General features: G+C 68.5%; 22 protein-coding genes and 2 pseudogenes. 6 read left to right on the top strand and 18 right to left on the bottom strand.

The window, feature by feature from the left end:
• Window positions 1-8: 8 nt before the first annotated feature.
• Window positions 9-206, bottom strand: coding sequence for a hypothetical protein (locus ABFB10_RS12440; protein WP_347166761.1), 198 nt, complete (start codon window positions 204-206; stop codon window positions 9-11).
• 335 nt (window positions 207-541) lie between these two features.
• On the opposite strand from ABFB10_RS12440, the gene ABFB10_RS12435 reads away from it, so the two are divergent.
• Window positions 542-1,297, top strand: coding sequence for a YHS domain-containing (seleno)protein (locus ABFB10_RS12435; RefSeq protein WP_347166760.1), 756 nt, complete (start codon window positions 542-544; stop codon window positions 1,295-1,297).
• Here ABFB10_RS12435 and ABFB10_RS12430 read toward each other — a convergent pair.
• Together ABFB10_RS12430 and ABFB10_RS12425 are read right to left on the bottom strand one after the other, a co-directional pair.
• The gene (locus tag ABFB10_RS12430; protein ID WP_347166759.1) at window positions 1,215-1,616 is read right to left on the bottom strand and encodes a hypothetical protein; all 402 of its coding nucleotides are present in this window, start codon (window positions 1,614-1,616) and stop codon (window positions 1,215-1,217) included. The two genes, ABFB10_RS12435 and ABFB10_RS12430, sit on opposite strands and share 83 nt — an antisense overlap.
• Before the next feature lie 263 nt (window positions 1,617-1,879).
• A complete protein-coding gene (locus ABFB10_RS12425) occupies window positions 1,880-3,082 on the bottom strand; it encodes a pyridoxal phosphate-dependent aminotransferase (protein ID WP_347168008.1) in 1,203 nt (400 codons plus the stop codon).
• 85 nt (window positions 3,083-3,167) lie between these two features.
• Between ABFB10_RS12425 and ABFB10_RS12420 the strand changes: the two genes are divergently transcribed.
• From ABFB10_RS12420 to ABFB10_RS12410, 3 genes are all read left to right on the top strand, one after another.
• Window positions 3,168-3,554 (top strand): helix-turn-helix domain-containing protein, encoded by a 387-nt coding sequence (locus tag ABFB10_RS12420; protein WP_347166758.1) that lies wholly within the window; start codon window positions 3,168-3,170, stop codon window positions 3,552-3,554.
• Window positions 3,554-3,817, top strand: a complete 264-nt coding sequence (locus tag ABFB10_RS12415; RefSeq protein WP_347166757.1) for an FAD assembly factor SdhE — start codon at window positions 3,554-3,556, stop codon at window positions 3,815-3,817. The genes ABFB10_RS12420 and ABFB10_RS12415 overlap by 1 nt, the downstream gene beginning before the upstream one ends.
• A 373-nt stretch (window positions 3,818-4,190) precedes the next feature.
• Window positions 4,191-4,688, top strand: a complete 498-nt coding sequence (locus ABFB10_RS12410) for a MarR family winged helix-turn-helix transcriptional regulator (RefSeq protein WP_347166756.1) — start codon at window positions 4,191-4,193, stop codon at window positions 4,686-4,688.
• Between the two features lie 183 nt (window positions 4,689-4,871).
• Here ABFB10_RS12410 and ABFB10_RS12405 read toward each other — a convergent pair whose 3' ends face one another.
• The 7 genes from ABFB10_RS12405 to ABFB10_RS12375 all read right to left on the bottom strand — a co-directional run bounded on the left by ABFB10_RS12405 (window position 4,872) and on the right by ABFB10_RS12375 (window position 9,191).
• Window positions 4,872-5,543, bottom strand: a complete 672-nt coding sequence (locus tag ABFB10_RS12405; protein WP_347166755.1) for a DUF1194 domain-containing protein — start codon at window positions 5,541-5,543, stop codon at window positions 4,872-4,874.
• Window positions 5,540-6,211 (bottom strand): DUF1194 domain-containing protein, encoded by a 672-nt coding sequence (locus ABFB10_RS12400; protein WP_347166754.1) that lies wholly within the window; start codon window positions 6,209-6,211, stop codon window positions 5,540-5,542. Before ABFB10_RS12400 ends, ABFB10_RS12405 begins: the two co-directional genes overlap by 4 nt.
• A 26-nt stretch (window positions 6,212-6,237) precedes the next feature.
• Window positions 6,238-6,672 (bottom strand): VOC family protein, encoded by a 435-nt coding sequence (locus tag ABFB10_RS12395; RefSeq protein ID WP_347166753.1) that lies wholly within the window; start codon window positions 6,670-6,672, stop codon window positions 6,238-6,240.
• Window positions 6,673-6,712: 40 nt separating this feature from the next.
• Complete coding sequence (locus ABFB10_RS12390; RefSeq protein ID WP_347166752.1) at window positions 6,713-7,762, bottom strand: surface lipoprotein assembly modifier; 1,050 nt, start codon at window positions 7,760-7,762, stop codon at window positions 6,713-6,715.
• Window positions 7,674-8,036, bottom strand: a complete 363-nt coding sequence (locus ABFB10_RS12385) for a hypothetical protein (RefSeq protein WP_347166751.1) — start codon at window positions 8,034-8,036, stop codon at window positions 7,674-7,676. Before ABFB10_RS12385 ends, ABFB10_RS12390 begins: the two co-directional genes overlap by 89 nt.
• 118 nt (window positions 8,037-8,154) lie before the next feature.
• Window positions 8,155-8,727: a hypothetical protein gene (locus tag ABFB10_RS12380; RefSeq protein ID WP_347166750.1), complete on the bottom strand. Its 573-nt coding sequence runs from the start codon at window positions 8,725-8,727 to the stop codon at window positions 8,155-8,157.
• Between the two features lie 2 nt (window positions 8,728-8,729).
• On the bottom strand, window positions 8,730-9,191 hold the full coding sequence (locus tag ABFB10_RS12375; RefSeq protein ID WP_347166749.1) for a hypothetical protein: 462 nt from the start codon (window positions 9,189-9,191) through the stop codon (window positions 8,730-8,732).
• 258 nt (window positions 9,192-9,449) lie between these two features.
• Here ABFB10_RS12375 and ABFB10_RS12370 point away from each other — a divergent pair, with 258 nt between their 5' ends.
• Window positions 9,450-10,346, top strand: a complete 897-nt coding sequence (locus ABFB10_RS12370) for a thymidylate synthase (protein WP_347166748.1) — start codon at window positions 9,450-9,452, stop codon at window positions 10,344-10,346.
• Window positions 10,347-10,526: 180 nt separating this feature from the next.
• Here ABFB10_RS12370 and ABFB10_RS12365 read toward each other — a convergent pair whose 3' ends face one another.
• The 8 genes and pseudogenes from ABFB10_RS12365 to ABFB10_RS12330 form a co-directional block, all read right to left on the bottom strand.
• Window positions 10,527-11,258 (bottom strand): transporter substrate-binding domain-containing protein, encoded by a 732-nt coding sequence (locus ABFB10_RS12365; protein WP_347166747.1) that lies wholly within the window; start codon window positions 11,256-11,258, stop codon window positions 10,527-10,529.
• Between the two features lie 61 nt (window positions 11,259-11,319).
• A pseudogene (locus ABFB10_RS12360) lies at window positions 11,320-13,344 on the bottom strand (M3 family metallopeptidase).
• 231 nt (window positions 13,345-13,575) lie between these two features.
• Window positions 13,576-14,628: pseudogene (locus ABFB10_RS12355) on the bottom strand (HesA/MoeB/ThiF family protein).
• On the bottom strand, window positions 14,628-15,086 hold the full coding sequence (gene dut / locus ABFB10_RS12350) for a dUTP diphosphatase (RefSeq protein ID WP_347166746.1): 459 nt from the start codon (window positions 15,084-15,086) through the stop codon (window positions 14,628-14,630). The pseudogene ABFB10_RS12355 and the gene dut overlap by 1 nt, the downstream one beginning before the upstream one ends.
• A 64-nt stretch (window positions 15,087-15,150) precedes the next feature.
• Window positions 15,151-16,383, bottom strand: coding sequence for a bifunctional phosphopantothenoylcysteine decarboxylase/phosphopantothenate--cysteine ligase CoaBC (coaBC, locus tag ABFB10_RS12345; protein ID WP_347166745.1), 1,233 nt, complete (start codon window positions 16,381-16,383; stop codon window positions 15,151-15,153).
• 97 nt (window positions 16,384-16,480) lie between these two features.
• Complete coding sequence (locus ABFB10_RS12340) at window positions 16,481-16,891, bottom strand: VOC family protein (RefSeq protein WP_347166744.1); 411 nt, start codon at window positions 16,889-16,891, stop codon at window positions 16,481-16,483.
• A gap of 55 nt (window positions 16,892-16,946) precedes the next feature.
• Window positions 16,947-17,738: a ChaN family lipoprotein gene (locus tag ABFB10_RS12335; protein WP_347166743.1), complete on the bottom strand. Its 792-nt coding sequence runs from the start codon at window positions 17,736-17,738 to the stop codon at window positions 16,947-16,949.
• Window positions 17,735-18,613, bottom strand: coding sequence for an RNA polymerase factor sigma-32 (locus ABFB10_RS12330; protein ID WP_347166742.1), 879 nt, complete (start codon window positions 18,611-18,613; stop codon window positions 17,735-17,737). The genes ABFB10_RS12335 and ABFB10_RS12330 overlap by 4 nt, the downstream gene beginning before the upstream one ends.
• A gap of 201 nt (window positions 18,614-18,814) precedes the next feature.
• Here ABFB10_RS12330 and ABFB10_RS12325 point away from each other — a divergent pair, with 201 nt between their 5' ends.
• Window positions 18,815-19,687, top strand: coding sequence for a glutathione S-transferase (locus ABFB10_RS12325; protein ID WP_347166741.1), 873 nt, complete (start codon window positions 18,815-18,817; stop codon window positions 19,685-19,687).
• Window positions 19,688-19,701: the final 14 nt, after the last annotated feature.

Genomic DNA, 19,701 nt, shown 5'->3' with positions numbered 1-19,701 from the left:
GGCGCGCCTCAGCGGTACACCACGCCCTTTTCGCCGGCAGGCGCATAGGCCCGCGGCGCGGGCTTGTGCCGGGCGTTGTAATACTTCTTCTGGCCGCCCGGGCGGTCGATGTAGTAGCCCGCGTTCGGGTTGCCGCAGCAGATCACACCGCCCACGGTGACGGGCTGCAGCCCGTACCGGACAGAGGTTCGGCGCCTTGTAGGCATGCACCAGCATGTTCGAGTTCGGGTTGTTGGTTCCGTCGCCCATGTACATGTCGCCCCAGGCGAGCGCGGCGGATCCGGAAACAGCAAAGGCCAGCGTGGCCGCAACAAGCGAAAATCGCATAATAGTCCCCCGTGAAGCGTAATATCTGCCGAACAGGCTAGCAGCCCATCGGGGCAAGTCAATTTTTTCGTGTCTTTGCAGGTGGTTTTCCGATCCGCAGGCGGGCCCGGCGCCGATGCCGCAACCGACACGCGCCTTCACGTCCGCGTGGACGCTCTTTGCCGAAGGCGCCAGCGGGTGCAGATTGGAAACAGTCGTTCCGAGGAATCCCGCCATGCCGCACCTGTCCCGCCGCCACCTTGTCCTCACCGGCCTCGCCGCCCCGGCGCTGGCCCTGCCCGCTGCCGCCCGCGATCGCGCGCCCGAGGTCTATGCCGAACTCGGCGTGGCGATCGACGGGTCCGACCCCGTGGCCTATTTCGACGGCACGGGCCCCGTGATGGGCGAGGACCACGGCCTGATGTGGCGCGGCGCCACATGGTATTTCGCATCGCATGCCAATGCCGCGCGCTTCGAGGCCGACCCGAAGGCCTATGCCCCGCAGTTCGGCGGCTATTGCGCCTATGCCGCCGCGCGCGGCTATCTCGCGCCGACGGTGCCCGAAGCCCGGACACTGCACCAGGGGCGGCTCTACCTGAACGCCAGCCTGCGCGCCCGCGCCCTGTGGCTCTCCGACATCGAGGGGAACATCGCCGGGGGCCGCGCCAACTGGCCTGCGATCCTCGGGCTGAGGCCCGCCGATCAGCGCGACCGGCCTCTCCGGCGCCCGCAGGGCGCAGGTCGCCGGGGACCGGTGAAAACAGCGACCGGAGGCCGGGGCGCAGCGCGGCGCGATCTCCGGCCGCTTGCAGACGGTCTCTGCCATGGCCGGAAATCCGAGGGCGGCCCTCCCGCACGAAAACCCGGTCACCGCGCCCCGGAACCGCCCCGCCCGATTGGCCGGCAGGTCAGCCCTTCATCACCCGGTCCGCCTTCTTGCGCACCAGCACCGTCCGCAGATCGTGCATGGCCATCAAGAGCGCATCCGTGACCTCTTCCAGCTGCACATCCGAGGCCTTGGACTGCGCCCATTGGGTTGTCGTGTTCAGGGTATCCACCGCGCGGTGGATATCGTCGATATCGCGCAGGGCCAGCAGCGCCTTGCGCTTGCGCATCCAGGCCTCGATCTCGGCCCGCTCGCCTGCACTCAGGACATGGTCGCCCTGCGGCCTGATCTCGCCCTTGTTGAGGTTGACCACGGCGATCTGATCCATCTCGATGCGCCGCTGCCGGTTTTCGGTGTCGACGCGAAAGACCGCGGCGCCGTTGTCGCGCACGCGGAAATAGAACTCCGGCAGGTCTGTGCTCACTCCTGTCTCCTCGCTTCAGGCCGCCCGACTGTCACCCAATGCAGCCGCGCAGTCCACCGCCCCATGGCAAAACGCCCGGATCCGCTTGCCTGGCTTCACAAAGACCCCGGAAGGGGCCAAACCGTCCTGTCCAGGACCTGCCTCCGGCACGATGCCGCCCCAACCGACCGGCCCGCCTCCCGTTTCTTCTGTCCGGAAATATCCCGGGGGTCCGGGGGCTGGCCCCCGGCTGGTCGCCCGGACCGAAGGGCCGGGCGAAACCCTCAGGACAGCCCCTCGCAGAACCGTTTGATCCGGGCGCAGGCCTCTTCCAGCACCGCGTCCGAGGTCGCGTAGCTGACGCGGAAGTTCGGCGACAGCCCGAAGGCCGCGCCGAAGACCACCGCCACGCCTTCCTCTTCCAGCAACGCGGTGCAGAAGGCCTCGTCGTCCACGATCGCCACCCCGCCCTTCGAGGTCTTGCCGAGGCAGCCCTCGATCGAGGGGTAGACGTAGAAGGCCCCCTCGGGCACCGCGCAGGCGATTCCCGGGCAGGCGTTCAGCCCCGCCACCACCAGGTCGCGCCGCCGCAGGAAATGCGCCGCCCGTTCGGCCAGGAAGTCCTGCGGCCCGTTCAGCGCCTCGACGCTGGCCCATTGCGAGATCGAACAGGGGTTGGTCGTGGACTGCGACTGCACCTTCAGCATGGCCTTGATCAGCGCCTCGGGGCCTGCCGCGTAGCCGATCCGCCAACCGGTCATGGCATAGGCCTTCGAGACGCCGTTGCAGGTCAGCGTGCGGTCATAGAGCCCCGGCTCGACCTGCGCGGGGGTGACGAATTCGAACCCGTCGTAGGCAAGGTGTTCGTACATGTCGTCGGTCATCACCCAGACCTGGGGATGGCGCATCAGCACGTCGGTCAGCGCCTTCAGCTCGTCGCGGGTATAGCCCGCCCCGGTCGGGTTGGACGGCGAGTTGAAGATGAACCACTTGGTGGCGGGCGTGATCGCCGCCTCCAGCGCCTCGGGGGTGATCTTGTAGCCCCGGGCGCGCTCGCCCTTGACGATGACCGGGGTGCCCTGCCCCAGCCGCACCATGTCCGGGTAGCTGACCCAGTAGGGCGCCGGGATCACCACCTCGTCGCCGGGGTTCAGCGTCGCCATCAGCGCGTTGTACAGCACCTGCTTGCCGCCGGTGCAGACAATCACCTGGGACGGAGCGTAGCGCAGCCCGTTCTCGCGGGCGAACTTGGCGCAGATCGCCTCTTTCAGTTCCGGAATGCCGTCCGGCGGGGTGTATTTCGTTTTTCCGGCCTCGATTGCCGCAATCGCGGCAGCCTTGATCGTGTCCGGCGTGTCAAAGTCGGGCTCACCGGCGCCCAGCCCGATCACGTCGCGCCCCGCGGCCTTCAGCTCACGCGCAAGCTGCGTGACGGCGACCGTGGGCGAAGGCTTCACCGCGGCCAGGGTGTCGGAGAGAAAAGGCATCAGGGCCACCCGTTTGTCTTGTTGCGCCCCATGTCTTAGGGTGCGCCCAACGCGCGCACAAGCCGCCGAGAGGAGAGATTTCCCGATGCAGGACATCACCGATTACTACGGCCCCGAGGTTGCGACCTTCGGCGACCGCGTCGCCGCCGCGCGCGAGGCGGCGGGCATGACGCCGGAAGTGCTGGCCAAGCGGCTGGGCATCAAGCTCGTCACCCTGCAACGCTGGGAAGACGACGTCTCGGAACCCCGCGCCAACAAGCTGTCGACCCTGTCGGGCGTGCTGAACGTCTCGATGGTCTGGCTGATCACCGGCGAGGGCGAGGGCGTCGAGGCCCCGGCGGAATCCCTGCCCGTCGACCTGCGCGAGATCCTCGACGAGATGCGCAGCCTGCGCGCCCAGATCAAAAGCCGGGCCGACACGCTGGGCCGTCTGGAAAAGCGCCTGCGCGAATTGCTGAAGGAACAGGCCTGATGGCGCAGGAAGATCACGAGACACGGCTGAAGCGCCTGCGCATGCGCTCGATGCGGCGCGGCATCAAGGAAATGGACATCCTGCTGGTGCGCTACGCCGACGCCCGCCTGTCGGCGCTGGATGCCGGGGAACTGGACGCCTACGAGGCGCTTCTCGACGAGAACGACCAGGACCTCTACCAGTGGATCTCGGGCCAGCAACCCGCCCCGCGGGCCCATGCGCCGATGGTGGCCGACATTTCCCGGGTCGCGGCGCGGGGCTGAGCCAGAACCGCCCCCACGCAATCCCGCGCGTCCGAAACCAAAACCGCGAACCAGCCTGCCGCTGCGTCCCGCCCCTGCTTCTTTGGTCCGAAAAATACCTCGGGGGGCGAGCGCAGCGAGCGGGGCAGAGCCCCACGCGGGGTCCATGACCCTGGCATGACGCCCCCCCGCCTCCGCCCTGACAGACGCGGCCAGCGCCACCGCGCACCGCCTGGTCCGGCGCCGCAGACCCGTTGCCCCCAACCGCCATAACCCCGCATTAACCAGCCCCCGGAGAATGCCGCGAATTTTCGCACTCTTCGCTGCGGTTTAACGCGATATTCGTGTTTTCGCCCGAAACATCCCCAAGGACAAAAAACAGGCGGAGACCACCATGAGCATTCATGCGTCCATGAACAGCGGCCCAAAGCAGGGCTTCATGGCAAGCTACCTCGATGCGTTGAGCCTTGTGGAGCGGTTGCACCGTCTCCTGCTCGACGTCATCAAGGACGAGTTCGAAAGACTGGGCATCATCGACGTGAACGCGGTGCAGGCCCTTCTGCTCTTCAACATCGGCGAGAACGAGGTCACGGCGGGCGAGCTGAAATCGCGCGGCTACTACCAGGGCTCGAACGTCAGCTACAACCTCAAGAAGCTGGTCGAGATGGGCTACATGCACCATCAGCGCTGCGAGATCGACCGCCGCTCGGTCCGGGTCCGGCTGACCCAGCGTGGCCGCGAAATCCGCGGCATCGTGGCCGAACTGTTCCTGCGCCACGCCGACGGGCTGCAGGGCAAGGGGGTGATCAGCCTGGAAGGGATGGACGACATCACCTCCTCGTTGCGCCGGGTCGAACGCTACTGGACCGACCAGATCCGCTATATCTACTGACGCCCCTTCCCTGTCGCCCCCGATCCGGCAGACCGCAAGACCGGCGACACCGGTGGCAGAACGCCACAAGGGCCAGCGGACCGCCCCGGCCAGAGGCCCGAAGATCCGCCTTCGCCACATGCGCCCCCTCTGGGATCGCCCGGACGCCCCCCGGCGGCGGCCATGGATCGCGCCCTGCACCGGCTACCGCGCCGAGACCACCAGCACCTGAAGCTCTTTCTTCAGCTTGCGCACCATCGCCTCCTGAAAATCCGCAAAGCCGCTGGCCGTCTCGATGAAGGTCTCGGGGCCCTGCACCACGTAGGCCTTGTAGTAGGCCCAGAGCGACCCCAGCACGCCCGTGTCCCCCTCGGCGCCGATCACCAGACCGTTGATCACGATGCCGTCCGGGCGCACCGCGCGCGGGTGCGGGCCGGTGTTCGACAGGCCGTCGCCCGAAATGTCCAGCACCCGCCGCCAACAGCCCGCCTGCGACGCCAGAAGCCCCTCCCCGAACCGCTTTGCCGCGCCAAGCGCGGTCGAGGGATCGCTGCCCAGCCGCTCGACCCGCCGCAGCCGCGCCGCCACCGCCGCCACATCCGCGGCGCCGGAGATCATGACCCAGTCCACCAGCAGCCGCTGCGCCTGCGGCCCGGACCATTCGTAGACCGCAAAGGCCACCGGCGCCTCCGGCAGCGCGGCAAAGGCCGCCACGACGCCCGGATCCTCCAGCGCGCCCGCAAGCCCGTCCAGTTGCAGCCGGTATTCCACCGCGTCGACCGAGCCCGAGACATCCAGCCCAAGCGCCAGCGCCTGCCGGCAGGCCGCCCCGGCGCCCCCGGCCCAGAGCATCAGCAGGAGGACAAGCGCCCTCACCCCGGGCCGTGGACCGGCGCGCGCCGGACCTCGCCGACGATCCGGTCCTGGATCTCGCGGTACAGCTTGCGGGTCATCGCCTCGCGGAACCCCTCGTAGCCGGGGGCGACCTCCAGAAAGGCGCCGGGACCGCGCAGCACCTCCATCTCGAAGTGGTCGTAGACATCCGGGTCGGCGCCCAGAACCGCAAGGCCATTGACCACGATCTCTTCGAAGGGGAAGTGCCGGTAGGCCAGCTGCGGCCAGAACCCGTCGTTGGTGATGCCGTCGCCCGACACGTCGATCACCTGCCGGTCGCAGGCGGGTGCCTCGCGCATCAGCGTCGCCCCGTAGCCCGAGGCATAGCCAAGGGCGGTGGGATAGCGCCGGTAGGACCGCTGCACGCCGCGCAGCCGCGCCGACACCCCGGCGATGTCCTCGGCGCTGCGCAGCACCACCCAGTCCTCGATCAGCACCGACTGGCGCCGCCCGCTCCATTCGTAGATCGCCAGCGCCACCGCGCCGGGGTTGCCGAGGATCGCCCCCTGCACCTCTTCGGCCTGCAGGGCGGCGGCTATCCCGTCGCGTTGCAGCACGTATTCCGCGTCATCGACAGAGGACGACACGTCCAGAGCCAGCACAAGCGCCAGCCGACAGTCCTGTGCCAGCGCCCCGAGGGGCGCCAGCATCAGGCCGAGGGCAAGCGCCGCCGGCCTTACCAATGGCCCGTGTTTTCCATGCTGGCCCGGGGTTCCGCCGGGGCCTTGGCCTCGCCTTCCTGAAGCAGCTCGATGGACACGTTGTCGGGCGAGCGCACGAAGGCCATGTGCCCGTCGCGCGGCGGGCGGTTGATGGTGACGCCGTTGTCCATCAGGTTCTGGCACATCTCGTAGATGTCCGGCACCGTGTAGGCGAGGTGGCCGAAGTGCCGCGAATCCGAGGGCAGCCCCTCGTCGCCGTCCCAGTTGTAGGTCAGCTCCACGTCCGCGTGGCCATCCGCCTGCTCCGGCGGGCACAGGAAGACCAGCGTGAACCGGCCCTTGTCGTTTTCGATCCGGCGCCGTTCGGTCAGGCCCAGCAGCTCGTAGAATGCGATGGACGCGTCAAGGTCCTTCACCCGCACCATGGTGTGCAAGTACTTGATTCCCATAAGGTCTCCCTTCGCAGCCCGGCTTGGGCCGCTGTCGTTCCTAGAATACCGATCTCAGGCCAAGGCGCAGGTCCGTGCCCTGAGTCTCGTAGATGGTATAATTGGACTGTCTGTCGCGGAAGGAAACCCCGACCTCGGGGGCGAAGCCGTAGTAATCCAGATCCGGCAGCGTCACATCCAGCGACACAGCCCATTGCCTGTCCTGCCTCGGATCGGTCCAGAAGGTCGTTGGGCCCCGGTCGTAGTCCACCGCCTCATAGCTCAGCGCCAGGCGCGGCAGCATGCCCCTCACCGGCTTCGTCCGGGCATAGGTCAGCACCGCACGCCCGGTTTCCCGCGCAACGGACCGCGAGTCGGACTCGGTGTCGGCCCATCCCAGATCCAGCCTCAACAAACCCTGTCCGACCTCTTTGGACAGGGTGACGCCGTAGTCCCGCGTATCCGAATCGAGCACCGAGAAATCACGCCGCTCTTCGGTCTCGAGGCCAAGGCGCCCACCAAGGACCATCCCCGGCGCCACCGCGCGCCCATAGCTGAAGTCCAGCCGCACCGCGTCCGACAGCGTCTTCCCGGCCAGCCATGTGCGCTGCAGCGAGAGCTCTGTCAGCGCCAGCCAGCGACCATCAGAGGCCCGCGCCTCGTACCCCGCCGAAAGCCGCAGCTCTTCTTCCCGGTAGTCGTCCGCATCCACGCCCGGCACCTTGTCACGGGCGTCCTCGGAGAAACGCAGGCGGGTCACATCGAGGTCGACGCCAAAGTTCAGCCGCCGGTTCTCCGCCAGCGCGACACGATAGACGTAGCCGGCGCCGATGCCGTATTCCACACCCGACAGCGGCACGGCGGTGGGGTTGACGAAGGGCAGCCCGGCGAAGGTAAAGCTGTTGGACTTCGGCGCGTTGTTCAGATTGTCCGAGGGCGCGACGCTGACATCCAGCGACAGCCGCCACGGCGTGATCCGGCGGACATGGCGAAAATCGCGGATGGCCACCGCCCGGCTCGCTTCATCCGGGGCAATCTGCGCAGCCCGGCGCAGCCAGTATTGCGCGATGGCCCGATCCCCCTTGGACGACCGCGTCTGCGCCTGGATCATCGCGGCGAAGAAGCGGTCCTGCGGTGTCGAGGCCGCCGCCCAGTGCGGCGCGCGCCGCCTTCACCGCCTCGGCATCGCGGCCCAGGTCGCGCAGGGCGCGGGCGCGCAACATCAGGGTCTGCGGATGGTCCGGCGCTCCCAGAAGGGCGCCGTCCGCAAGGATCAGCGCCGCCTCGGGCCGACCATCGGCGAGAAACCCGGCCGCCGCGCCGCGCGCCTCGTCAAGGCTCAGCCGCGTCTCTTCCGCCTGCACGACCGAGATGCACAAGCCCAAGGCCAGCGCCGGACCGAAGACCAGGGGACAGCCAGCGCTGGGGCCGCGAGGCCCAAGGCAGGGGGCCGCGCAAAAGGCGCCCTGCCCTCTGCCAGAGGGGGCTCGGGTTGGCCACGGATCAGCGTTCGCCGACGAAGGAGCCGACTTCGCGGACGGTGACCTCGACATACTCTCCGCTGACCGGATCGATGCCGACGGGCGTCTCGCCCTGCACCACCACGATACCGGCCACTTCCTCGCCGTTCGGACCGGCAAACAGACCGCTCCATCTGCCGCCGATCTCACCTGCCGGGGTTCCGGCATCCGGGCCGTTTCTCCGCACCATTTGCATGTTGCCGGAGTCGATCGACCAGTTCTCGAAGTTGATGGTGTTGGGGTCCAACCGCAGGTAGGTCGCGTCCCCCACGGTGTCGCCCGTGGCGTTGGTCTCTGTCAGTTCGACCCCCATCGCGTCGAAAACCTTGCGATCCAGCACAAGGCCGCGCACGCTGCCGGTCTCGTCGTAGTCCTCGATGTCGACGGTGATCTCCGTCGTACCGGTGACATACTGGATCTGTTCCTGCGGATTGCGGGTATCGGGATAAAGGGTCCGGACCCCGGCGTATTCCCCGCTGAAGACGTAGGTTGCATTGGCCACGGGCAGGGCACCGGTGCCGGACAGCCGTTCGACCCCGATGCCGCCGACATCCACCGCTACCGCTTGAACACGGTGGACCGAGAGCCCGCCGCAGCGGTCTGCACGTAGTCCGTGCGCCGGAAAACCGCATAGTATTCGTCGACCGTAGCGGCATTCTGATAGGCATCGTACCGCGAACCGGCGGCGCGCAGCCGCGCGCTGGCGGTATCGTCGCGGTCAAAGGGGTTCCTGTCGTCGAAGGTCATGTTGTTGAGCACCAGCTCGCCGGTCGCCGGGTCGAAATCGATATCGTTCATCGGGGCCGTTGCCGAGGCCCCCACATCCGCACCGTACTTGTCGGGCGAAGGGACCGGCTCCGGTTCGGGCTCGGGTTCCGGTTCGGGGACAAGCGGCTGTTCACCGACCCCGACACCATCGGTATCGCCAGAGGACAGCGGGTCGTCGTCGCCGCCACCGCTGGACGAACTGCACGCCGAAAGAGCGCCCGCAACCGCGAGCGTGAGAAAAATGCGATACATATGACTGCCTCAGGTCTTGCCCAATTATTTTGAAAAAATCTGCGGGGCGGGCGGTAAAAAGTCAATTCTGCCTGCCTTTTGCGCGCCACATGTGAGGCAAATTCGCCCCACATCCGCCAGGCCTTCGGCTTTACGGACTGACGCGGCCACTGTATCTTGTGGGAACCGTCCCCCCCACCCCTTCCATTAGAGGCCGCCCATGCTGCTGAATTCCCCTCTCCCCGCCTCTTTCCCGCCATCCCGGCAGGAGGGCTGATCGTGCGGCATCCCGAATATCAGTATCTCGACCTGATGGAGCGCGTGTTGGAGCAGGGCGATGCGCGGGTCGACCGGACCGGCGTCGGCACCCGGTCCCTGTTCGGCGCCATGCTGCGGTTCGACCTCTCGGAAGGCACCGCGCCGATCCTGACAACCAAGCGGGTCTACTGGAAAACCGCCGTCAAAGAGATGCTTTGGTTCCTCACCGGCGGCACCAACCTCCAGCCGCTTTTGCGCGAGAACGTGCGGATCTGGACCGACTGGCCGCTGGACAGCTACCGCCGCGAAACCGGCGAGGCGATCTCTCAGGAGGCCTTCGAGCAGCGCATCGTCGAGGACGATGCCTTTGCCGCGCGCTGGGGCGAGCTGGGGCCGGTCTACGGCAAGCAGTGGCGCCGCTGGCTGGGCGCGGACGGGCACGAATACGACCAGATCGGCACGCTGGTGCAGACCCTGCGCGAGAACCCCTCCAGCCGCCGGATGCTGTTCCACGGCTGGAACGTGCCGGAACTGGGCCAGATGGCGCTGCCGCCCTGCCACATGGTCTACCAGTACCACGTCACCTCGACCGGACGGCTGAACTGCCTGCTCTACCAGCGTTCGGTCGACCTGTTGCTGGGCGCGCCCTTCAACTTCGTCGGCGCCACGGCGCTGCACCTGATGCTGGCGGATCAGGCCGGCCTGACCCCCGGCGAGCTGGTCTGGGTCGGCGGCGACGTGCACCTGTACCAGAACCACCTCGATCAGGCGCGCGAACAGCTGACCCGCGAACCGCGCCCCCTGCCCCGCATCGCTCTCACCCGCCGCGGGCAGGGCATCGACGACTACCGGATCGAGGATTTCACGGTAGAGGGCTACGACCCCCACGCCGCCATCAAGGCAGATGTCGCGGTCTGACGGCCTGCGGATTCAGCCCTGTCGGTCCGCCTGACCAAGGGGAGGCCCGCAAGGCCCGCGTTGCCTTTCAGCGGACCGAAGCACCGGGCGGCACCGGAAAGATCCGCGCCGCTCCGGCATCCTTGACCACGGCCAGGACGGCGACAGGCGCCTCCGCCCCTGCCGGTCCGGGTGCGCCCCCTAGCAGGCGGGCACCACAGCGCAGTCGCGAGACACGCCGTGCCGCTCCAGTATGTCGCCAACCAGCCCCGAGCGCGCCGCCTCATCGACAAAGGCCCGCAGTGCCGCCGCCGCCTTCGGGCGGCCCTGCGGCACGCCCATGGCCTGACGGATCGACATGAAGGCCGGGGCCAGCACGCGGGTGCCGGGGCGCGCCGCGGCCTCTCGTGCCATGACCGCGCCGATGCCCGCCACCGCCGCGACTGCCCCGTCGTCCAGCGCCGCAAGCATGGCGTGGATATCCGGGAAATGGACAAGCCGCTCCGCGCCCTCCTGCCGCTCCAGCGTCAGGCTGTAGGCACTGCCGACCACGGTGCCCACCGCCGCCCCCGAGGCCACCAGCGCCCCCGCATCCGCCGCACCGCAGCCCGGTCCGGCCAGGTAACAGCCGTCGATCTGCACGTAGGGCTCTGAAAAGGCGATGGTTTCCGCCCGCTTCGGATCGACCGCAAGAAAGCACAGGTCCCAGACGCCGGAGCGGGCCGTGTCGGAAACATCCACCGCGCGCGCCATTTCGACGAAATCCACCGCCAGGCCCAGCCGCGCGGCCAGCGCCTGTGCAAGATCCATCGTGATGCCCCGGGGCTGCCCCGCCTCATCGCGCCCGATCAGCACCCCGTTGCCAAAGTTCAGCGCGGCGCGCAGCCGCCCTTCGGGACAGAACTCGCGGATCGTCTCACCGTCCATCGACATGGCATACCCCTTCTGGTGCCGCCGGGCGCAGGGCCCGGCCTTCGGTGCCAGCCAGGCGGCCTCAGGCCGCCAGCCCGCGCCCCTTCAACAGCGCCTCGACCCCCGGCATCCGGCCCCGGAAGCGGGTGTACAGCACCTCTGCCTCGACAGAGCCACCGCGCGAGAGGATGTAGTCCTCCAGCCGCCGCGCCACCTCGGGGTCGAAGGCGCCACCGGCCTCTTCGAAGGCCGCGAAGGCGTCCGCATCCATGACTTCCGACCACATGTAGCTGTAGTAGCCGCTGGAATAGCCGTCGCCCGAGAAGACATGCGCGAAATGCGGCGTCGCGTGGCGCATGGCGATGGCATGGGGCATGCCCATCTCTTCCAGCACCTCGGCCTGCTTCTGCATCACGTCGGCGGGCGGCTGGCCCCGGTGGAACTCCAGGTCCACCAGCGCCGAGGCCACGTATTCCACCGTCTGGAACCCCATGTCGAAGGTCGCGGCCTTCAACACCTTGTCCAGCAGGGCGGGCGGCATCGGCTCGCCGGTCTCGGCATGGGTGGCGAATTCCCCCAGCACCTCGGGCACCTCCAGCCAGTGCTCGTACAGCTGGCTCGGCAGTTCGACGAAATCGCGCGCCACCGAGGTGCCCGAGACAGAGCCGAAGGTGACATCCGACAGCATCTGGTGCAGCGCATGGCCGAACTCGTGGAACAGCGTGCGCGCATCGTCATAGGACAGCAGCGCGGTCTTGCCCCCGGACGGCTTGGCGAAATTGCAGACGTTGACCACGATGGGCGTCTTGGCGACGGGCCGCTTCGCCTGCTCGCGGAAGGTCGAACACCAGTGCCCCCGACCGCTTGGAGGCCCGCGCGAAATAGTCGCCGATGAAGACCGCAAGATGCTGGCCATTGCGCGTCACCGCCCAGTGCCCGGCAGTCGGGGTGGTAGAGCGGCACCTCCAGCGGTTCGAACGACAGCCCGAACAGGCGGCTGGAACAGGCAAAGGCCGCCTCGATCATCCGGTCCAGTTGCAGGTAGGGCTTCAGTTCCGCCTCATCGAGATCGTGCAGAGCGCGGCGCCGCTTCTCGGCATAGTAGCGCCAGTCCCAGTGGCTCCAGCGGGCCGGACAGACCGTCGGCGCGCAACATCTCTTCCATCTCGGCGGCATCCGACAGGGCGGCGGCCCGCGCCGGTTCCCAGACCGCCATCAGCAGCTCGCGCACCCGCGCGGGCGTGCCCGCCATCTCGGTCTCCAGCTTGTAGGCGGCGAAATCCTCGTATCCCAGCAGCGCCGCCCGCTCCTTGCGCAGCGCCAGCGTCTCGGCGGCGATGCCGCGGTTGTCGGTCTCGCCGCCGTTCTCGCCCCGCATCACCCAGGCCCGCCAGGCCTTCTCGCGCAGCGCACGCCGGGGCGAGAACTGCAGGAAGGGCGTGATCAGCGACCGCGACAGCGTCACCAGCGGCGTCTCGAAACCCGCCGCCTCACCGGCAGAGCGCGCGGCATCCACGACGAACTCCGGCAGCCCCTCCAGATCCGCCTCGGACAGGGGCATGGACCAGGCCGCCTCGTCCTTCAGCAGGTTCTGCGTGAACTGCGTGCCCAGCACGGCCAGCCGCGACTTCACCGCCGCCATGCGCTCTGCCGCATCGCCCTCCAGCGCCGCCCCGGCCCGCACGAAGCCGCGATGGGTCAGGTAAAGCACCCGCTCTTCCGCGGGCTCCAGCACCAGCGCCTCGCGCCCGTCCCACAGCGCCTCGATCCGGGCAAACAACGCCTTGTTCGAATAGATCGCCGAGGAATGCCCCGCCAGCTTCGGCGAGAACTCCCGCTGCAAGGCCTGCCGCACCGCGTTGCTGTCGGCGCCCGCAAGGTTGTAGAACACCCCCAGAACCCTGTCCAGCGCCGCGCCCGCCCCCTCCATCGCCTCGACGGTATTGGCGAAACTCGGCGGCTCCGGGTTGTCGGCAATCGCCTCGATCTCGGCCAGGTGCTCCACCAGCGCCGCCTCGAAGGCCGGCGCGAAATGCGCGTCCTCGATGGCGTCGAAGGGGGCGATCCCGTAGGGCGTCTGCCAGGGCATCAACAGCGGGTTGGTCATCACGTCTCTCCTGTCTGCCCGTCAAAGCTAGGCGACCCGGGCCGCGGCTTCAATCGCGCCCCCCTGTGCTTCTTTTCTGCCCAGGTCCCCAGGGCCCCGACCCCCGACAGGCGCCACCGTCCCGACCGGGCGCCGCCCGAACCCCGGCACCCCAATCCGACAGGAAGCACCCCCTTCGTGTTTCTTCTTGGTCCAAATACCTCTGCGCCACGCCAGCCGACCGGCGCCCGGTCAGGGCGCAGTGCCCCCGCAGACCGGACAATCCACGCGCCGCTTCAGCGTGATCTTGCGGGTCTCGCCCCAGAGCGCGTCGTAGATCAGCATCTCTCCGCGCAGGCCCTGCCCGGCGCCGGTGATACGCTTGATCGCCTCGACCGCCATCATCGTCCCGACGACCCCCGGCAAGGGCCCCAGCACCCCCGCCTCGGCGCAGGAGGGCGCCAGCCCCGCAGCGGGCGCTGTGGGGAAGATGCATTCGTAGCAGGGCCCGCCCGAGGCCGGATCGAACAGGTTGACCTGCCCCTCCCACTGGCTGAGCGCGCCCGAGATCAGCGGCTTGCCCGCCGCCACGGCGGCACGGTTCACAAGGTAGCGGGTGTCGAAATTGTCGGTGCCGTCCAGCACCAGATCGTAGTCTGCCATCAGCGCGGCGGCGCTGTCCGGGTCCAGCCGCCGGTTATAGGGGCGGACGGCGATATAGGGGTTCAGCGCCTCCATGGCGGCCTGCGCGGAAAACACCTTGGCCATGCCGATGCGCTGGTCGGTATGGATCACCTGCCGTTGCAGGTTGCCACTGTCGACCACGTCGTCGTCGATCACGCCGATGGTGCCGACGCCGCCCGCCGCCAAGTACAGCAGCACAGGAGAGCCCAGCCCCCCCGCGCCCACCACCAGAACCTTCGCCTCTTTCAGCGCCTTCTGGCCCGGTCCGCCCAATTCGCGCAGCACGATGTGGCGGGCGTAGCGCTCCAGCTCACCCTCGCGGAACAGGCCGGGACGCGGCGGTGGCGCCTCGGCGGCCTCTTTCCGCACCGCGCGCGCCTTCAGGCCACGGACAAGGCGGGCATACCCCAGCGCCAGCGCGCCGAGGCCGCCGAGGATCAGCCAGTGGCGCCGCGCTGCCGCCGGTCGCCGCGCGCAGGGCATGACCCTCCGGCAGCGCCACCTGCGCGATCAGCACGGCGACGTAGAGGATCGCGATCATGTAAGCCGCGCTGCGCGGGGCGTCTTCATCACATGGCCAAGTCCCCAGAGCCCCGCCGCCAGCGCCAGCACCAGCAGCATCAGCCGCGCCCCGTCGAGCCAAAGCCGCCCTCGCCACGCACCGTGTCCGGCAGGCTGTCCGCCTGCGTGAAGGTGGCACGGACCACCGGCGCCACGATCATCTGCGCGATGCGGTCGCCATGGGCGATGGTAAAGGGCTCTGTCCCGGCATTCATCACGATCACCCCCAGCGCCCCGCGATAATCGCTGTCGATGGTCCCGGGCGTATTCGGCAGGGTGATCCCGTGTTTCAGCGCAAGGCCCGAACGCGGGCGGATCTGCACCTCGTAGCCCTCGGGGATCGCCATCCGCAGCCCGGTCGGCACCAGCGCCCGCCCGCCGGGGGTCAGCACCACGGTGCCCCGGTCCGGCAGGTTGGCGCGCAGGTCGGCGCCCGCCGCACCCTCTGTCGCATAGGCGGGCAGGCCCAGCGACCGGTCCGCCTCCTCAAGCCATTGAAAGGTGATTGCGACGCTCATGCCCGGCCCTCTCCGCCTCTGGGTGACGGCCCTGCGCCGCCGGTTTGGTATAGACCGCAGGCGGTCATGACGTGTCCCCGTCCCGGGGGCCGGGTTTGCGGGCGCTGCCCAGTGCCCCGGCGATCCGCTCGGCCAGCCTGCGGGCCACCTCGGCCTTCGAGGCGCGGGGCCATGCCTCGGCCCCCTCGGCGGTGATCAGGGTCACCGCGTTTTCCGTCCCGCCCATGATGCCCGTCGACGGCGAGACGTCGTTTGCAACGATCCAGTCACAGCCCTTGCGGGCGCGCTTGGCGGTGGCATTGGCCACCACGTCATCGGTTTCCGCGGCAAAGCCCACGACCAGCGGCGGGCGGCCCTTGCTCAGGCCCGAGACCCCGGCAAGGATGTCCGGGTTCTCGGCGAAGTCCAGCACCGGCAGGGCGCCGTTCCGCTTCTTGATCTTGCTGTCAGAGGCGCTGGCCACGCGCCAGTCCGCCACGGCGGCGGCAAAGACGCCCGCGTCCACCGGCAGGGCGGCCATGACCGCATCGCGCATCTCTTGCGCGGTTTCCACCTCGACGACCTGCGCGCCCTCTGGCCGCGCCGCGTCGGCGGGGCCGGTGACAAAGACCACCTCGGCGCCCAGCCGCAGCAGGGCCTGCGCGATGGCGGTGCCCTGCGCGCCGGAAGAGCGGTTGGCGATGTAGCGCACCGGGTCGATGGGTTCATGCGTGGGGCCAGAGGTGACAAGCACGCGCCGCCCCGTCATCGGGCCGTCGCCCAGCCGTGCCTCGATGGCGGCGACGATTTCCAGCGGTTCGGACATGCGGCCCGGCCCATGCTCACCGCAGGCCATGTCGCCCGCGTTCGGACCGACAACCGCCACGCCGTCGCCCTGAAGCACCGACAGGTTGCGCTGCGTGGCCGGATGCTCCCACATGCGCACGTTCATCGCGGGGGCGATCAGCACCGGCGTGTCGGTGGCCATCAGCAGCGTCGAGGCCAGATCGTCCGCCCGGCCCGTCGCCATCTTGCCCATCAGGTCCGCCGTCGCCGGGGCCACCACCAGCAGGTCCGCGACGCGGGACAGCTGGATATGGCCCATCTCGGCCTCCTTGGTCAGGTCGAAGAGGTCGCGGTGAACCTCTTCCCCGGCCAGCGCCGACACCGACAGGGGCGTCACGAACTGCTCTGCCGCGCCGGTCATGACCGGGGTCACGGCCGCGCCGCGTTCGCGCAGGCGCCGGATCAGCTCAAGCGCCTTGTAGGCGGCGATGCCGCCGCCGATGATCAGCAAAATGCGTTTGCCCCGCAGCATGGCGCGCCCTTTCTTCAGCCCGGGCCGGACCTTAGCCGCCTTGGCGGAAAGGGCAAGGGCAGCCCGGCGGCCCGAGGCCCGCGCAGCGCCCGAACCCTCAGCCGCCGACCTGCGGCGCATAGGTGCCGAAACACCAGAGATTGCCCTCGAAATCGCGGCAGCGGAATTCACGGCTGCCATAGTCCCGGTCGGTCAGCCCTTCGAGGATCTCGACGCCCGAGGCCTGAACCCGCTTGAACAGGTCGTCGGGGTTCTCCACCGCAAGATACAGCGACTTGCCGCCGTTCGCATCCGGCCCCGGTGTGCCCACCTCGGCGCCATAGGCATCGTCGCGGGCCTGCCCCAGCATCAGGATCGACCCGCCCAGCGCCAGTTCCGCATGGGCGACGGTCTCTCCCTCGCGGTGGGTGTTGACCTCGGCAAAGCCAACGACCTCGGTCAGCCAGCCAACCATCCGGGCGCAATCGCGATACCGGAAGGTCGGGTAGAGCTTCTGCCTTGGTGCCATGGACCCCTCCTGTTCCTGCGGCGTGCAGTTCAGCCCCGTACCTTCCCGGCCCCCGTCACGTCTTGAAGGCGTCGCAGGGATCGCCGCGATCCACCGCCGGTTCAGAGCGCACAAGATCGAAGATGCCGTCCGGGATCGGGGCGCCCTCTTCGCCCTGCGCCACGGCGAAGACGGTGGCGCCGGTGCCCTCCAGCGCGGCGACGGCCGGGGCCCCGGCGCCCCAGTCCAGCCGGGCGTGGCCGTTGCCGGTGATCACCGCCACGGGGCCGCCGGTTTCCTCCAGCGCCCGTATCGCGGCCTCGGCCAGCAGGGTGTCGCGCACCCGCTGCACATCGACCATCTGGGGCAGCATCTCGGGCGGCAGCGCGCCGCAATGGGCCGCCTGCTGAAGCACAAGGCGCTCTTCCACCTCTTCCGGGGGCAGGTCGGTGGCCAGCAGCGCCGCGAGGTCCTCATTGGCCAGCTCGACCGAGGTGCGCCCCTCCTGCATGACGGCCCGGGCGCGCTCTCTCGGCAGTTCCGCGCCGTAGTGGGCGGCCTCGGGTTCCGCCGTGAAGATCGGGTGATACATGGCAAAGTCCGGCCAGCCGGTGCCGGACCATCCCAGCGCCTCGTCCAGCGCCGCCCGATCGTCAAGGATCTCGGGCGTGATGGCCGAAACCTCTGCGCTGTCGAGCATTTCCCAGACGATGGCCTTGGGGTTCAGGGAATCGACCGCCTCTGCCTGCCAAGCGTGATGGGCGGGGTTGTCGTGGACTTCCCCCAGGAAAACGATGTCCGCCCGGGGAAACTCCTCGCTCGGACAGGCCGTCGCCGTGACGGCGACAAGAAATGCAAAGGCTCTCATGCGAGGAAGTTCTTAACCTCGCCGGACTGCGTTTCAAGCGACTTGCGCATCTTGGCGAAGGCCGCGGCCTCCAGCTGGCGCACGCGCTCTTTCGACAGGCCGAGTTCGGTGCCAAGGCTTTCCAGCGTGCGGCTTTCCTCGCGCAGCTTGCGCTCGCGCACGATGAACCGCTCGCGTTCGTTCAGCGCGCCCATGGCATGCACCAGCCAGTCGCGCAGCTGCTCGTTGTCATGGTTGGCCTCGACGATCTGGGCGGCCTGCTCGGCATCGTCCTGCAGCGTGTCGATCCACTCGCGCCCCTCGTCCTCGACCGACTGGGTGGCGTTCAGCGAGTAGTCAGAGCCCGACAGGCGGCCCTCCATCATCTCGACGTCGCGCAGCGGCACACCGATCTCGGTTGCGATCATATGGCGCAACTGGTGCCCGTCGAGGTTTTCGCCCTGCGCGGCGGCCTCGCGTTCGATCTTGGCCTGCACGCGGCGCATGTTGAAGAACAGTGACTTCTGCGAAGAGGTGGAGCCGGTGCGCACCATCGACCAGTTGCGCATCACGTAGTCCTGGATAGAGGCCTTGATCCACCAGACCGCATAGGTCGAAAAGCGCACGCCGCGATCCGGGTCGAACTTGTCGGCGGCCTTCATCAGGCCAAGACCGGCCTCCTGGATCAGGTCGTTCATGGGGGCGCCGTAACGCTTGAACTTCGCCGCCATCGAGATCGCCAGCCGCATGTAGGCATTGATCAGCCGGTGCAGGGCCTGCACGTCGCGATCGTCGCGCCAGGCATAGGCCAGCTGCAATTCCGTCTCGGCGTCCAGAAGTTCTGCCTTCATGGCCCGGCGGGACAGTGTTTGATCGTTGAAGCCATCGAGTGCCATGCACTTCCCCCTGTACCCTAACCGCTTGTCAGCGGCTTTGATCGTACTACGCACGAAGCCGCCGGTTGGTTCACTTTGGGTGGAACTTTTTTGCGCGAAGGCCATTCATTCCGGTTTGTGATGCCCTCGAAAACCAAAGATCATTGGGAGCGGCGCGGAAAGTCAGGCTAAGAAAACACGCATGTTTTCAGGAGCCTCACAATGACCGACACGCTTTACATCGGCGATTACACCTATTCCAGCTGGTCCCTGCGCGGCTGGCTGCTGTTCCGGCGCTTCGGGTTGCAGGCGAAGACCGTCCTGGTGGACTTCACCGCCGGGTCCGTGGCCGAACAGGTGGCGGAAATCGCCCCCGCCCGCACCGTGCCCTGCGCGCGGCTGTCCGACGGCGCGCTGGTCTGGGACAGCCTCGCGCTGGCCGAGGAGCTTGCAAGCCGCCATCCCGGTGCCGGTCTCTGGCCCGCCGATCCGGCCCTGCGCGCCACCGCCCGCAGCCTCGCCGCCGAGATGCACGCCTCTTTCGACGCGCTGCGGGGCGACTGCCCGATGAACCTGCGCGCGGCCTATACCGGGTTCCAGCCGTCAGAGGCGGTGCGCGCCGACCTCGCGCGGGTCGAGGCGCTCTGGTCCTGGGCGCTGGAGCAGTCGGGCGGGCCCTGGCTGTGCGGAGACTACTCGGCGGTGGATGCCTTCTATGCGCCGGTCGCCGCGCGGATCGCGGGCTATGGGCTGACGGTCGGCCCGCAGGCGCAGGCCTATGTCGCGGCCCATCTGGCCGACCCGGCCTTCCGCCGCTGGCGGGCCATGGGGCTGGTGCGCGGCGCGGAGCTGCCGTGGTACGCCGGGGACCTCGACCGCACCGACTGGCCCGGCCCCGCGCCACTGGCGGCACAGCCCGTGGACACTGGCCCCGCCGTCAACGCCGCCTGCCCCTATTCCGGCGATCCGGTGACGCATTTCCTGTCCTTCGAGGGATCGCTCTACGGCTTCTGCAACGCCTTTTGCCGCGACAAGACCGCCGCCGACCCCGAGGCATGGCCCGCCTTCATGGCGCTGGTGCAGGGCACGCGTTAACCAATATGTAACCA

Origin of the sequence: Ponticoccus litoralis (genome assembly GCF_039769985.1) — a bacterium.
Taxonomy (GTDB): Bacteria; Pseudomonadota; Alphaproteobacteria; order Rhodobacterales; family Rhodobacteraceae; genus Ponticoccus; species Ponticoccus litoralis.
The sequence above is the reverse complement of the archived record's forward strand: the minus strand, read 5'-3'. Positions and strand labels throughout refer to the sequence as shown.